Genomic DNA, 15159 nt, shown 5'->3' on the forward strand with positions numbered 1-15159 from the left:
ATTTCGGTGTGCCAACTTTTATTCAAAAGCATTTCCAAATTATTAAATAATTGAAAATCAATTGTTTGTAAATTTTAAGAAAAAATTATTTTCCAGATATTGGAAAAAATTCCATTTTATGAACAGGATTTAAATAGATTTCCTATCTTCCGTAGAATCAAAAGATAGCCATGGCACAGTTCAAAATATTCATAGTTGAGGATGATCCTTGGTATGGGCAGATTCTTCAATATCATCTGAGTTTGAATCCTGATTACGAAGTCAAGCTTTTCGAAACGGGTAAAGAATGTCTGTCTCGGCTTCATGAGAAACCGGACATGGTGACCGTTGATTTTTCCTTACCTGATATTTCGGGGGACAAGTTGTTTCAAAAAATCAATGCCTTTGATCCTGCAATACCGGTGGTGGTAATCAGTTCTCAGGAAGATATCTCGGTGGCGGTGGGATTGCTAAAGGCCGGAGTAAGTGATTACCTGGTCAAGGATGAAGCTACGAAAGACTTGCTTTGGAATTCGGTCATCAAGATCCGTGAAAACCAATCCTTAAAGAAGGAAGTGGAAGTACTCAAGGAAGAGCTGGGGCAGAAGTTTTCCTTCGAAAAAACTATTATCGGAAAGAGTTCTGCACTGACCAAAGTATTTGGCTTGATCGAAAAGGCAATCAAGACTAATATCAATGTGTCCATTACTGGTGAGACAGGGACTGGAAAAGAGGTTGTAGCAAAAGCCATTCATTACAATAGCGAGCGGAAGAAGAAAAGCTTTGTTGCGGTCAATATGGCTGCTATTCCCAAAGATCTGATCGAAAGTGAGCTTTTCGGATATGAGAAAGGGGCCTTTACCGGAGCTGTTTCCAGAAAAATCGGAAAGTTTGAAGAGGCGGTGGGCGGTACCATCTTTTTGGATGAAATCGCCGAAATGGATCTTAATCTACAGTCCAAGCTTCTTCGGGTTTTGCAAGAAAGGGAATTGACCCGAGTGGGAGGAAATGAACAGGTCAAGCTAGATGTGCGAATCATCACGGCCACACACAAAAATCTCGCAGAGGAAGTCAAAGCCGGAAATTTCAGGGAGGACTTGTTTTTCCGGGTCATGGGTTTACCGATCGAGCTGCCTCCATTGAGAGATAGAGGAACAGATGTCTTAATTCTTGCAAAGCATTTTGCAGATGACTTTGCCAAGTCCAATAAAATGTCCTCGATTTCCTTTTCTCAGGAGGCTAAAAACAAACTCCTCCAATATCCCTTTCCGGGAAATATCCGGGAGCTGAAAGCAGTAGTAGAGCTGGCTGCAGTCATGGCTGATGAAGGGACAATCGATGCCAAGGATTTGAGTTTCTTCAGTACTCAGAAGGAGAAAACACTCTTTTTGGAACAGAAGACACTTCGGCAGCATACCTGCGATATTGTTCAGCATTATCTAAATAAATATCAGGGGGACGTATTGGAAACAGCCAAAGTTTTGGACATCGGCAAAAGCACGATTTACAAAATGATTCAGGAGGGCGAAGTCAAGACCGGATAGTCTTAAAGTTGGAATTTTTTCCAGTTTTTGGAAAAAACCAGTATTGATTTAGTTGAAAAAGTCGAAATACAGACTCTAGGGGAGGGTTTTTGGAATGGCCCGATTTTTCAATAGATAAAGATAAAGCGCTAACATCATGTACGGACTAGTCAACAAAGCCATTCAGGACCTGATCACCACCAACTATGGTGAAGAAAAGTGGAATACCATCAAAGAAAGAAGTCAGATAGATATCGATTACTTCATCAGTACGGAGCCCTATGATGATTCAGTCACGTATAAACTAGCCATTGCAGCTTCTGAGGAGTTGGGGGTGAGTGTTGACGAGGTCTTATTTTCGTTTGGGGAGTGGTGGATTTTAAAGACTAGCCTTCAAAAATATGGCGGACTTATGAAAGCAGGAGGGAGTTCAGTCAAGGAATTTTTAAGCAACTTGCCGGCTTTTCACGACCGGATAATGATGATCTATCCCAAGCTGACCCCGCCTGAATTCAAAATCGAGGAAGAAGCTGAAAACAGCCTGATTGTCCACTACTTTTCCAAAAGAGAAGGTCTGGTGGGATTCATGAAGGGCCTGTTGTCCGGAATCGGCAAAATGTATGAGACGCCGGTAGAAATAGAACATATTTTTGGAAAAAGTACCGGAAAGGAGCATGAAGCATTTAAAGTAAGCTGGTGAAAACAAAGGCAAATCATATTTCCATCAGTCAAAACCAAATGAACCGGACTTTCCCTTTTCATTTTGGGTTTGATGAGTTAGGGAAAATTCTTTTTATAGGTCCAAGTTTGGAAAAAATGTTGGGAGACATTCGAGGGCGCTTTTTTAAGGATCTCTTCCAATTTGAACGGCCAAAACTTCTAGGTTTTAATGTGGAGGATATGACCCAATCCTTGGATCAAACTTTTCTATTTAAAGCAAAGGTTGGGAAAAACGCTCTTTTCAGAGGACAATTTGATTATTTCAAGGACCAAGGCTTTTTGATTTTTCTGGGAACTCCTTGGTTTTCAAGTATCGAAGAGGTATCAGAAAATGATCTCGCTATTTCAGACTTTGCTCCACTGGATCCTTTGATCGATCTCTTGCATTTGATCAAAAATCAGGAATTGGTGACTGATGATCTTAAAGAGCTCGTTCAGACGATCAACAATCAAAAGCAAGAACTGGAGAAATTGGCCTATGTGGCAAGTGCCAATGCAGATGGAATCCTCTATACTGACTCTGAGGGGAGGATTACTTACGTCAACGAGGGTTTTATCCGTCAGACAGGCTATTCCAAATTTGAGGTTATCGGTAGCACACCCATTGAAATCGGACGTGGTCCAGAAACAGAAAAAGATAAAATTGAGGCTATGCTTCAGGCATTTTTCCGTCAGGAGAGCTTCAAGCTGGAACTCAAAATGTACCGCAAGGATGGCACCTTCTTCGAAGCAAGGATCAATGGGCAGCCCATCTTAAATTCTCAGGGAAAATTCCTTCACTTTTTTTCCCAAATCGAAAATGTGACGGAAGAAAAAGTGTCCAAGAAAAGAATGAGAGACTTCGAGGACACGTTCCGAAAAGTACTGGAGTTCTCAGGAGACAATGTTTGGGAGCATGATTTCAACACAAACAAAACTATTTTTTCCAATAAAAAGAACAATTTCCTTGGGTTCAAATTTGATCAGAATACCAATCTGGCTGAGCTTTGGTATAGATCGATATTTGAGGAGGATCTTCCTGTTTTGTTAGAAAATGATCAAAACTACAGAAAAGGGCTGATCTCTTCCCATCAGCTCGAATACCGGATTAAATCTCAGGATGGCACCATCAAGTGGGTAAAAGATAGGGGGATCGTCATCGAGAAGGACGAATCAGGAAAACCCCTGAAAATCATCGGCACTCACTCCGATATCACAGAGCAGAAAAATGCCCAGCAAGAACTGATCAGCGTAAACAAAAAGCTGGGAAGTGTGCTCAATGAACTCAAGGATGTGATTTGGTCTGTAACCTATCCTGACCTCAACGGTATTTTCTTTACCCCATCAGCAGAAGAACTTTTTGGATTGGATATGGACACCTTGATGAAGGATAATTCCTGGTGGGGAAAAATAGTCTATAAGGAAGACCTTCCGGTGTTAAATGAAATCATTTCGGAAGTAGTTGAAAAATCAGAATACGAGAAAAAATATAGGATTCAAACCCCGGATGGGCAGATAAAATGGGTCCAGAGTAAAGGCAAGCTGATCTATGAAGACGGGGTTCCTATTCGGATGAATGGAATCTTGGTCGACATTACCGAAAAGAAAAAAACCGAGGAGTTGCTTGAAGCCCAGGAAGAGCTTAAAAATATTCTGATTGAGCTATCCTCGACCTATATCAATATGGACCTGGATGAGGTGGATCAGCAGATTCAGAACTCCCTCAGAAGAATAGGTGAATTTGTGGGGGCGGACCGGGCTTATATTTTCAAGTATAATTTGGGAGCCAATACCTGCTCCTGTACCTATGAGTGGGTGCAGCATGGAATTTCCGAGGAAAAAGAAAACACGCAAAATGTGCCCTTGGAGGCCCTTCCCCAATGGGTAGAAGCTCACGAAAAAGGAGAACCGTTTTCGGTAGAAGATGTGTCGGTATTGGATCAGCAGGGCTTGGGAGAGTTAAAAGAGATCTTAGAGCCTCAGGGGATACAAAGTCTCATTGCCATTCCTATGATGTATCGAAAAGAACTCTTGGGTTTTGTAGGCTTCGATTCAGTCAATCAAAAACATTCATATTCCCAAAAAGAAATCGAACTGCTTTTTGTTTTTGCCCAAATGCTGATCAACGTGCAGATGCGAAAGCAATCAGAAACCCGCCTTTTTCATCAGGAAGAAAAGTTCAGAAACATTATTTCAAACATGAACTTGGGGCTTTTAGAGGTGGATTTGAATGAGAATGTACTGCATGCGAACAATACTTTCTGCGAAATGTCAGGCTATTCCTTGGAAAATCTCGTCGGATCCAAGGCCACTGATCTGCTTCTGGATGAAGACTCAAAAGAAAAACTGCTGAAAAGATCCAAAAGCCGAATTGAAGGAATTTCTGATTCTTATGAACTAAAATATCATAGGCCAGATGGGGAAGCCCGCTGGTGGTATATCAGCGGAGCTCCAAACTATAATGACAAGAATGAGCTGATTGGATCGATCGGTATTCATCTGGATATTACCGAACAAAAGAGGCTTGAAGAGGAGCTGATTCGACAGCGGGAAGAAGCCGAAAAGTCCAAGCGTGCCAAGGAAATATTTTTTGCCAATATGAGCCATGAAATCCGGACTCCGATGAATGCCATCGTTGGGATGAGTGAGCAAATGGCCAAAACTAAGCTGGATGAAAAGCAAAAGGTCTTTTTGTCTACCATTAATAGTTCTGCCAATCACCTGACGGTGATCATTAAGGATATCTTGGATCTTTCGAAGCTGGAAGCTGGCAAAATGACCTTGGAATCTATCGGTTTTGATCCTAGAGAAATTCTCAGCAAGGTAATTCAGATGATGAATTCAAAAGCCGAGGAGAAGGGCCTGAACTTAGATATTTCCTCCTGCGATTCAAGCCTTAATCCTATTTTGATTGGAGACCCTTATCGGATCAATCAGATTTTGTTGAATTTAATTTCCAATGCGGTCAAATTCACCGAAAAAGGCAAAGTCCAAATCTCCTGCAAGGTGCTGGAAGACCGGTCTGATTCGCAAGTTGTTTCTATTCAGATATCTGATACAGGAATTGGGATGGATACTTCTTTTATTAAAGGGAACATTGAAAAGTTTTCACAGGAGGACTCTGCAATCACCCGAAAATACGGAGGAACGGGCTTAGGACTCAGTATTACCAAAGAACTGGTGGATTTGATGGGAGGTGAGTTTGAAATCAAATCCAAAAAGGGGATTGGCACTCAAGTCACCGTAAAGTTTACCTTCCAGAAGGGAACCGAGGAGGATATTCCAATGGAATCCCAATTGACCGTGGATTTGCAAAAGCTCAAAGGAAAACGAATCCTGATAGTGGATGATAATGAATTCAACAGGCTGGTAGCAACGACAGTTTTGGATCAATTCGAAATGGAGCTCACTACAGCAAATCACGGGCAGGAAGCAGTGGGCATTTGCAGGGAGAAAGACTTTGATCTTATCCTTATGGATATCCAAATGCCCATTATGGATGGGGTCAAAGCCACTCAAATTATCCGGGAAGAACTCAAAAAGACTGTTCCAATCATCGCTTTGACAGCTTTTGCCATGAAAGGAGATGAAGAAAAGTATACCAAAAAAGGAATGGACGGTTTTTTGGCAAAGCCATTCCAGGAAAAAGATATTCTGAGGGTGTTGGGGTCAATCTTTGATCTGGATGCTAAGGAAAGCGTCAAACCAAAAATAGATACAAAACCAAAAGAAAAACTCTACAGCTTGGATGAGCTGGAGGCAATAGCGAAGGGTAATGAAGATTTTGTATCCAAAATGCTGGAACTCTTCCAAACCAATGCTAAGGAAGGTATGGAGCAGTTGAAGGTAAGTTTTGAAAACGGGGATTTTACTCAAGTCAAAAGAATTGCCCATAGGATCAAACCCTCAATCAAAATGATGAGAATATCGGAAATCTCGGAGGAGGTCTCAGAGCTCGAAAAAGAAATAGAAGGACAAAAGGATTCTCCCAGGATGAAATTCATCATCATGCATATGGAGGAGATTCTGAATGAAGTATTGCAAGACCTAAAAGAAAAATAACATGAGACAAAAAGAAGAAGTATTTGCCCATGCAGAAAAATTGATGGATAAGCTGGGATTCCGGGTAATTAAGGAAGACCGAAATCGGCCTTGGGGAGGATTTTTGGTGATAGAGGAAAGTCAAGCCCCAGCTTTTGCCAAGCAGTTTTTCCCGGAAGAGGATTTCGAAGCTTTAAAAATTTCTGAAAAACTCAGTCCCAAGATATTGCTCGTAGCCCCGGAAAAAAGACTTAGCTGGCAATATCATTTTCGCAGAGCTGAAATCTGGAGATGTATTGATGGGGAAGTGGCAGTGGCTACCAGTCTAACGGATGAGGAATCAGAAATCAAACATCTGAAAGAAGGGGATAAGATCAAGCTGCAACAAGGAGAGCGGCATCGTCTGATCGGGAAGGAAGACTGGGGTGTGGTTGCTGAAATCTGGCAGCATACCGATGCTTCCCACCCTTCAGATGAAGAGGATATCGTTCGACTTCAGGATGATTTTGGGAGATAGTAGTCAATTTCTTATTCCAGAAAACGGAAAAAGTTTCCAATAACCGGAATTTCAAAATTCAAAAAGTGCCTCAGATGGATTCTGGGGCACTTTTTTGTTTTGGCACCTAAATGGAAATAGATGGTTCAGAGCTGAGTAATTCTAATCCGGCAAAAAAGGAAAAAGAAAAGGCTCATCTGAAAAAGAACAAATAAACTTTAAACCATACCATGAGAGATTTAAAAAACATGAGAGCCTTTATCGTAGACGACGATCCATTTTGGACTGCGATTCTCCAGCAACTATTGGAGGGATTAGGCTTCAGCAAGATTTCTACTTTCGAAAGCGGGGAAGCTTGTCTAGACCATATTCACCTCAATCCCGGACTGATTTTCCTGGACTATCAGATGGGTAATGCCAACGGGCTTGATGTACTACAGCAAGTAAAAGCCTACTACCCAGGAATCGAGGTAGTATTCTGCACCGCTCTGGAAGATCTGGAAGTCGCCATCAGTGCGATTGAATTTGGCTCTGCAGAGTATTTGCTCAAGGCAAATGCTACCGAGCAAGCCTTAGCTGATATCATAGAAAATTTCCACAAAATCCACACAGTCTAAAATAGCCATGCCTTTTACCTTTTCTCATCCTGCAGCAATAGTTCCATTTATCAAACGGTCTGAAAACTTATCGGTATCCGCTTTGGTGATTGGTAGTATCGTTCCTGATTTGGAATTCTATTTCAAATTGAGGTTGGATGAGAATATCGGGCATAAAGCAGCAGGTATTTTCCTTTTCGATTTCCCGGTGGCTTTGCTTTGTTTCTTCTTGTTTCAAGGTTTGATCAAAACCACCTTATTTCAGTTTAGCCCGGTATTTATTCAGCAAAGAATTTCCTTTGCAGCGCTGGCAAACACGGATTGGAAAAAGGCAAGCAGAATCTGGATTGTTCTTATTTCTATTGCTATTGGTCTTGCTTCTCATTTGATCCTTGACTCCATTACTCATCATGACGGAGGATTGGTAAGCCGCTTTTCTTTCTTGTCCGGCATGATTCACTTAGGAATCATCTCCATGCCTCTTTATCATGTACTTCAACTGGGCTTAAGCCTTTTGGGATTGGTATGGGTGATCCGGGAGATGATCAAGCTGCCGGTTTATCCTAAAGTAGCTTTCGCAAAGAGCAATTTCCCTTTTTGGACATTGCTTTGGGTGGGAGCTTCATTGGCAGTCTTAACGAGGATCTATTTCTTCCCTGAGTTTATTTCTTTTTGGGATGGATTTATGATGTGTGTTGGGGCAGGACTCTATGGGCTTATTTTCTCCTCTTTGGCTTTCTGGGTGTTCCGAAAAGTTTTCTCAGGGAGTGACTGCGAGTTCGATAAACTTATCGATACCGGAAGTATTGATCCAATTTTCGAAATCAGATCCCTTTCTGTAAAGAAGAATCAATCTCTTTCCCTTTTCAGCCAAAGTGTAATGGAAGTGAATGACCTCGTTGATGAATCCCAGGTCATTATCCGTCAAGGCGGTGACATCCAAGTAAACCGTGCTAAAATCGCTGCCAAGAATTTCACTCAGGTGGCTCCTCAGGGTTTCGGTAGCAGCTCCTTTAGCCTCTCCACTCAGAATCATTCTAAGAGCGGGTTCACCAATCCCGGCAGCAACAAACTTATTGATCTCTATATCCATAGTCTCACTTATTTGAAGAAATATATTAATCCTAAGAGTAAAGTGTTGGGTGTTCTTCTATTTATTTTTTCAGCAGTACCCGGAACTATGGCTATTCAGGCTGCCAATACCATGGATCCTGCACAAAGGGAGGCAATTATACAGCAGGCTTCCAAGCTGAGAGCTGAGGAAAGATTTTCTGAAGCAATCGTGGAGTTGGACAAGATTCTTTCTGCCAATCCCGATGATGCCCAAATCCTTTTGTTCAAAGGTGATCTTTGCCTTCAAAACAAAGAGTTTGATCGAGCAGTGGAGACATATGACGCCCTTTTACCGCTAAACTATGAACTGACTGTAGTTCGGATCAATAAGTCCTACGCCCTATTCATGAGTAAAAAACCTTCCAAGGCACTCCAGGTAGCTCAGGAAGCCTGGGCTCAAGATTCCCTTCATCAGGGAGCTATCGTCAATCACTTCAACGCCATGCTTTGGAACACCAAAACAAGTGCAGCATCGGATTTTTTGGATGCTAATAAGGAGGTGTTGAAGCAGGATCAATACTTGGTGATGAAGGCAAGATTGGCTACCAGCTCAGGTGATTATCGTTCCGGCTTGGCTTATTATGATACTTTGGTCAATGCCTTCCCGGTTTCCCATTACATTCTGGAGTACGGGGAGGTATTGATCGGTAAAAGAAGATGGCAAGAGGCAAAAGCCTTGGTTGAGGCAAAGGGAGCCGAACTGAGTGAGTCTCAGCGTGCCCGAATAGAAGGGCTTCTAGAGCAAGCCAGCCTGCAGACTGCAGGACTTCAACTGGGATTCTTTGAAGATATCGGAGGTAACTCCCGATTGGACCAGTCTATTTTCTGGCAGAATGAAAAAGATCAGCCTGTACAGGTTGGATTCAGGGCAGGTGCAAGCCAAGTTTCATCTCCTGAAGGGCAGACTACCAAATCTTCCTTTATTTCCGGAAAAATTGGCTACAGGTGGAGTGCTGCTCTTGAGTCCAAGGGAGAATTAACCTTGCAGCAAATCGCTCCTCAGGTTGGGGATTCTTATAGAGGATTGACGGGAAGGGTAGAGACTGTCTATCAGCCCAATGACCGGAGAATGGTGGGCCTGTTCTATCAGTCAGACATTCTCAATTTTACAGCTGATCTTTTGGGAAAAAATATCAGAAGTCAAGATGTAGGATATATGGCTCATGTGATGTTGGATGGTAGAACTGGAATTTTCTCTCAAGGAAGCTTTGGAGCCCTTAATGATCAGAATACCCGGATGCAGTTTTTCGGGTCTATTTACCGCGTATTGCGTACCGAGCCTACGCTCAAGACGGGTTTGAATTTCTCAGGATTGACCTACAGTGATTCCGAAACCACACTATACTTCGCTCCTGATCGTTTTTTGAGTACCGAAGTATTTTTGGACTACAGCACTCCGATGCCTTTGATTTCCAAATTGGCTCTTCAGCTACAGGTGGCAGCAGGATTGCAAAAAATAGAAGATCAGCCTTGGGACTCCACCTTCAGAGGACAGGTTGAATTCAATTATAGAGTTTCAGGATTCGATTTGGGATTGAGAGGTCAATTCAGTGATGTTGCGGCCTCATCCGGTACAGGTTACCGATTTCATTACCTCACATTCAGAGTTCAGAAGACATTTTAAGACAGTAAAAGAGGACGAGAAGTTGCTAATCACCCTTCCCCTCGGGAAGTCTCACTCGCTTTCGGGTAAGTTGGGACTTCCCTTTTTTTCTTTTTAAATTCCTTAGCACTTAAAATATCCACACTATGAAATTCCTGAAAATCGCCGGATTAGTTCTGGTTTTGGCTATTGCTAGCCTTTTGCTGTATGGACTATTTGTCCCCAATCAGTACAGCGTCTTGGAAAAAGTCATCATTGACCGCCCGATAGAGGAGGTTTATGCTTTCACCAAAAACCTGAAAAACCAGGACCAATACAGCAAATGGCAGCTGATGGACCCTGAAATGGAGCATTACTACGAGGGAGAGGATGGTACCGTCGGCTTTGTCTCGGGATGGAAAAGCCAAAATCCAGATGTCGGCCACGGCGAGCAGGAAATCATTGCCATTCAGGAAATGGAGCGGATTGATTACGAATTAAGGTTTTTTGAACCTTTTGAGGCAAAAGATAAAGCCTATATGACCTTCAGCTCTTTGGGACCTAACCAGACCGAAGTGGCTTGGGGATTTGAAGGGAATATGGCCTATCCCATGAATCTGATGATTCCACTGATGGGAATGGAGCAAATGATCGGGGATGATTTCACCGTTGGGCTGGAAAACCTGAAGAGACTTCTCGAAAAATAAGTTTTCTAGTTTCCGGTAAGTCTGGCAACCATAATCCCCGATTGTCCTTTATTGCCGGCCAAGTAATCATGGAGAGGTAGAGCGGAAATCTCTACTTCTTTGTTTTTGGAACTGGCATGAAGCAGATGCACCCGGCCATTTTGCCAGACAGCAAAGCCAACATGCACCACATCCAGATTGGCCATGGGGGTGGTGATTGCAATCAAATCACCGGATTGAATTCCTTTTTCTAGGGATTGGATTTTTTCTTTTGGGATAAAAGAGTAAGCATATTGACTGATCTGAGTCTCCGCTTCGCGAATTTTGGCAAGGTTTGCAGGTTCGCTGAGTTGGGGGTAAAACTGGGGATTTTCCGACATAAAGGAAGGACTGTTGGGGTAGGGGCTGCCTCCGATTTCGGCTGTTATATCCTGAATGATTCCTTTTTTCTGGTTGGCTACGATCCACTCGGTGAAATAGTGAAGTCTGCTCGGATAGCCTTCATTCTTTCCGGATCGGTAGCGGAGTTTCTCTAGTTCTTTCTCGAATTGCTCAAAGCTCAAATCCTGCATTTCAGTCATTCTTGCCAAGGTCACCACCGCCTCAAGAAAAGTAGTGCAATCCACTCCCTGCAGGTTGATGACCAACTGCTCCGGACCGGGGATTTCCAGGGTTTTTTCGACATAGGGGGTTCCCAAAAAATCTCTTCCTATTTCTACCACCCATTCCTGAATTGACTGGTTTTTGGCGGTTTCACTCGCGAGATTCTCCAGTTCTTTGTCCAAAAGTTGCCGGCTTTCCAAGGAACAAACGGTTTGGGCAGAGAGAAAAAGTGGGCATAAAAAGGCGAATAGCGCCAGAATTGGTTTCATAGGGTGAAGATTCGATAGGGGAAGATATTTCTTTTTTAACTTAAATCTGAAAAGAAGCGGCTTCAAAAATATTTTTACCAAGGCTATGCCTTTCTTGGGTAGAGTACTATTCCATCTGATTTTCAGAGTCTTTTTTATAAAATCATCGAATCCTTTTTGCATCCTACAAATCAATTATTTCGACATTTTTAGTGTTTTGTCAGATAGCGAAATGAAGGAAGACTCAAATTTCTACTTGGTGTTTTTTGAGGGCGATGTGATCGTTCCTGATTTTTGATAAAAAATGAGGTTTTCAATTGGGGCGGTTTTTAGACCTGATAGATATTTAGTCTTTTGAAATGGGATAAAGAAAGCGACTCTTTGAGCCGCTTTCTTTTCCTTTTCCATCAGCTTAAAACAAATTGAACTTTAGGCCGACATAACCGGTGATTCCCGAGAGATCCGATTGATTGAAGTTTCGGTAGCTCATGTTGCCGACGATTCGGTAGCCAGCTCCAGCGTTCAGAGATAGGAATTTGAGAAGGTTGATTTCCAAAAGTGCAGAAGGCTCAACTAGGAAGAAGTTGGCTTCTCCAAGTCCGGTATCCCCGATTTCATTGTCCATCTGTACCTCACCATAGCCAAAGTAAACCGGAAATGTCAAATGCACTAATTTGGAAGCATTCAAGGTGTATTCTGCAAAACCACCCGCTGTCCAATAGTCCATGTACACATTGGGTACAGTTTCGCTTTGTGGCTTTATGTCATTCATCGAAGTGCTGAAATAGCCCCCAAAAGAAATTTGGTCCTTGATGCTTACTCCTGCGCGCAGATTGAAAAGGGCTGCACCTGCTCCATCCATTTGGGTGAATCCAAAGGAAGGTGCGATAAAAAGGCCTAAATTTTCTGTGGAGATTGGGTCCCCTTTTTTGAAAAGGGTTTCAGGTTCTGCTGAATTTTGGGCTTGGGTCATCAGAGGGGCGAAAGCAGAGATTAGGATAATTCCCAAGAATGCTACTTGTTTTTTCATTTTTTGTGGAGTTAAATAGTAGTAGGTTTAAGATTGTTTTTTGTCTAAAATTCGAATACCAGTCTTTCCAAGTCCTCATCATCATCCTCAAAGGTCAGCCGGTTGTTGGATTTACCTCGGAAGTACCAATCGTCTGTTAGTTTATTCAAGACGGAATTGGAAGGAAAAGCCATCGCTAATTCCGTCTCCCCGTCATCCCTAAATACCCTGTAGGTTCCGGATATGACCTGATTTCCCTGTGTGGCTGTAACCGTCCCATCTGTTTTGAAATCAAACCTAAAGCCATCCACATCAGAAGTTTCGTCTTCTCCATCTTCGATAAATTGGACTATTCTCAATCCAGAGGACGTGGTGAGATCATTGGAAAGTTGGCTTACACTGATGTCCGAGTTGTTGGTGTCTTCATTTCCGTCCAGATTGCAGGAATAAAGCGCCAAGAGCAGAATAAGGATAGGAAGTTTATTCATATAATGAGCTTCTAGTTAACCATGGATTTGATGTATTTTGAAAACTTTATAGATAGGTATTTTTATAAATCATAAATAAAATTTATGACATAAGGCAAAATCATTTGAAATTTTTACGGATGATGTTTTCTAAGGTTATTGGTTTTTTAAGATTTTGAGAAGGAGGGAATTTGAAGATTACTCGAGGAAAAATTGAATTTTGGATTTATTCAATTTTCATGGTTGAAAAGAATCATTAGATCAAGCTTGGGAATAGGGAAAAAAGAAAAGTAAGTGGACAGGTTTCAAGTTAAAAATGAGGTCATTTATCCAAGGACTCAACTCAATTCCAAGACTCTTTCGCCTAGGTTTTCTTTTCGCAAAAGGACTGTAGATTGGTTATCCCTGAAAATCGGTTGGATAGAAATTTAGTCCATGAAATTTTCTTAATTTCATCATCTATCAAATAACAACCCGATGAATCTCCCCAGTATTTTCAATGATGTAGTCGGTCCGGTGATGCGCGGACCTTCCAGTTCTCACTGTGCAGCTTCCCTGAGGATTGCCCGAATTTGTCACGATTTGATGGGAGGGAGGATATCTTCTATTGAAATCGACTTTGATCCCGATGGCTCTTTGGCAACCACTCACAAAGATCAGGGATCGGATATGGGCCTTTTTGGAGGGTTTTTGGGTTGGGAGGCGCACGATGAACGGCTGGTAGATTCAGAAATGCATCTGAAGGGAGCTGGGATTTCTTACACTATTCGAATCATAGAATTGGAAAACAAGCATCCCAATGCTTACCAAATAACACTCACCAATCCTTGGGAAACCCATCGTGTGGTCGCTATATCTACTGGTGGAGGTATGATCGAAGTGGTGGAAATCGATGGGGCAAAAGTGTCACTTGCAGGTGATCGATACATGACTTTGGTCTACGCTGACTCTTCAGATCAGGTGATGAACTACCTAAAGCAGGCAGGAGATTGGGATAGTTTGGAGGTACTTAAGGGAACTTCTTCCATGGTCTTGCTGACTGCTCAAGCTCCTTTGGATGCGATACTGAAAGAGGAGCTTTCCCAAATCGAGGGAGTGAAAAGGATCAAAGAAATCCGTCCGGTACTTCCTGTTCTTTCGTCCAAAAATACGCAGGTTCCTTTCATCACCGTAGAGGAAATGTTGGCGTACAATGCCGACAAAAACTTATCCCTGTGGGAGTTGGCTGTGCGTTATGAAAGTCAGCGGGGAAATATTTCCCAAGATGAGGTGTTGGCGAAAATGGATGAAATCCGCAAAATCCTCAAATCTGCCGTCGAAACCGGGCTTCGGGGCACCCACTTCGAGGACCGGATTTTGGGCCCTCAATCCGTCAAATTCAAATCCCTGATGGAGCAGAAAAAACTCATGGATGGGGATGTGCTGAATCGAATCATCATGTATGTCTCGGCAATCATGGAAGTCAAAAGTTCCATGGGAGTGATTGTGGCAGCACCCACTGCAGGTTCCTGTGGAGCTATGCCTGGAGCTGTGTTGGGCGTGGCAGATTCTTTGGGACTTTCTGAAGAAGAAACAGTCAAGGCCTTAATGATCGCCGGATTGATCGGGGTATTTATAGCCGCTCATTCCACATTTGCAGCGGAAGTCGGAGGCTGTCAGGCCGAATGTGGGTCGGGAGCCACCATGGCAGCGGCTGCCTTGGTGTATCTGGGTGGGGGCAATCTCCAACAAAGTTTATCCGCAGCTTCTATGGCTTTGCAAAGTTCACTGGGCATGATCTGTGATCCGATCGGCAACCGGGTAGAGGCTCCCTGCCTCAACAGAAACGTGATGGCTGCTTCCAATTCGCTTTCTTGTGCGAATATGGCCTTGGCGGATTATGACCATTTGATACCTTTGGATGAAGTGATTGAGACGATGTATGTGGTTGGGAAAAGCATTCCTAACGTATCCACCCGGGCAACTGCGTCTTTATGTAGTGTGATTTTTTGCTAGAGATTGTTTATAATTTTTGGGCAGGAGTTCGTGTATTTTCTGGATGTTGGTGTCCATGACATTGTCGAAGACGTACTTGAGCCAGTGCTGAGGGTTGACTTCTTCGGTTTTACACATGGCAA

At 42.8% G+C, this 15159-nt stretch carries 12 protein-coding genes; 8 read left to right on the forward strand and 4 right to left on the reverse strand.

Annotation, left to right across the window (positions count from 1 at the left end; all coding sequences use genetic code 11):
* Nucleotides 1–170 precede the first annotated feature (170 nt).
* The 7 genes from AAA943_RS16145 to AAA943_RS16175 all read left to right on the forward strand — a co-directional run bounded on the left by AAA943_RS16145 (nucleotide 171) and on the right by AAA943_RS16175 (nucleotide 10736).
* A complete protein-coding gene (locus tag AAA943_RS16145; RefSeq protein ID WP_338219618.1) occupies nucleotides 171–1523 on the forward strand; it encodes a sigma-54-dependent transcriptional regulator in 1353 nt (450 codons plus the stop codon).
* A gap of 136 nt (nucleotides 1524–1659) precedes the next feature.
* On the forward strand, nucleotides 1660–2202 hold the full coding sequence (locus tag AAA943_RS16150) for a heme NO-binding domain-containing protein (RefSeq protein WP_338225311.1): 543 nt from the start codon (nucleotides 1660–1662) through the stop codon (nucleotides 2200–2202).
* Nucleotides 2199–6263, forward strand: a complete 4065-nt coding sequence (locus tag AAA943_RS16155) for a PAS domain S-box protein (protein ID WP_338225312.1) — start codon at nucleotides 2199–2201, stop codon at nucleotides 6261–6263. Before AAA943_RS16150 ends, AAA943_RS16155 begins: the two co-directional genes overlap by 4 nt.
* A gap of 1 nt (nucleotide 6264) precedes the next feature.
* Entirely contained in the window at nucleotides 6265–6759 is a 495-nt protein-coding gene (locus AAA943_RS16160) for a cupin domain-containing protein (protein ID WP_338225313.1), read from the forward strand.
* A 209-nt stretch (nucleotides 6760–6968) separates the two neighbouring features.
* Entirely contained in the window at nucleotides 6969–7355 is a 387-nt protein-coding gene (locus tag AAA943_RS16165; protein ID WP_338225314.1) for a response regulator, read from the forward strand.
* Between the two features lie 7 nt (nucleotides 7356–7362).
* Nucleotides 7363–10071, forward strand: coding sequence for a DUF4184 family protein (locus AAA943_RS16170; protein WP_338225315.1), 2709 nt, complete (start codon nucleotides 7363–7365; stop codon nucleotides 10069–10071).
* A 125-nt stretch (nucleotides 10072–10196) separates the two neighbouring features.
* Nucleotides 10197–10736 carry an SRPBCC family protein gene (locus AAA943_RS16175; RefSeq protein WP_338225316.1) on the forward strand — a complete coding sequence of 180 codons (540 nt, stop codon included), beginning with the start codon at nucleotides 10197–10199 and terminating at the stop codon, nucleotides 10734–10736.
* A 5-nt stretch (nucleotides 10737–10741) separates the two neighbouring features.
* Here AAA943_RS16175 and AAA943_RS16180 read toward each other — a convergent pair whose 3' ends face one another.
* The 3 genes from AAA943_RS16180 to AAA943_RS16190 form a co-directional block, all read right to left on the reverse strand.
* Complete coding sequence (locus AAA943_RS16180; RefSeq protein WP_338225317.1) at nucleotides 10742–11587, reverse strand: N-acetylmuramoyl-L-alanine amidase-like domain-containing protein; 846 nt, start codon at nucleotides 11585–11587, stop codon at nucleotides 10742–10744.
* A 391-nt stretch (nucleotides 11588–11978) separates the two neighbouring features.
* Nucleotides 11979–12596 carry a hypothetical protein gene (locus tag AAA943_RS16185; RefSeq protein ID WP_338225318.1) on the reverse strand — a complete coding sequence of 206 codons (618 nt, stop codon included), beginning with the start codon at nucleotides 12594–12596 and terminating at the stop codon, nucleotides 11979–11981.
* A 44-nt stretch (nucleotides 12597–12640) separates the two neighbouring features.
* The gene (locus AAA943_RS16190) at nucleotides 12641–13063 is read right to left on the reverse strand and encodes a hypothetical protein (RefSeq protein ID WP_338225319.1); all 423 of its coding nucleotides are present in this window, start codon (nucleotides 13061–13063) and stop codon (nucleotides 12641–12643) included.
* A 456-nt stretch (nucleotides 13064–13519) separates the two neighbouring features.
* Between AAA943_RS16190 and AAA943_RS16195 the strand changes: the two genes are divergently transcribed.
* Nucleotides 13520–15037 (forward strand): L-serine ammonia-lyase, iron-sulfur-dependent, subunit alpha, encoded by a 1518-nt coding sequence (locus tag AAA943_RS16195; RefSeq protein ID WP_338225320.1) that lies wholly within the window; start codon nucleotides 13520–13522, stop codon nucleotides 15035–15037.
* On the opposite strand, the gene AAA943_RS16200 is transcribed toward AAA943_RS16195, so the two are convergent.
* The gene (locus AAA943_RS16200) at nucleotides 15014–15154 is read right to left on the reverse strand and encodes a transposase domain-containing protein (protein WP_338225323.1); all 141 of its coding nucleotides are present in this window, start codon (nucleotides 15152–15154) and stop codon (nucleotides 15014–15016) included. The two genes, AAA943_RS16195 and AAA943_RS16200, sit on opposite strands and share 24 nt — an antisense overlap.
* Between the last annotated feature and the right edge of the window lie 5 nt (nucleotides 15155–15159).

This window comes from Algoriphagus confluentis (assembly GCF_036245625.1).
In the GTDB taxonomy this organism is placed as follows: domain Bacteria; phylum Bacteroidota; class Bacteroidia; order Cytophagales; family Cyclobacteriaceae; genus Algoriphagus; species Algoriphagus confluentis.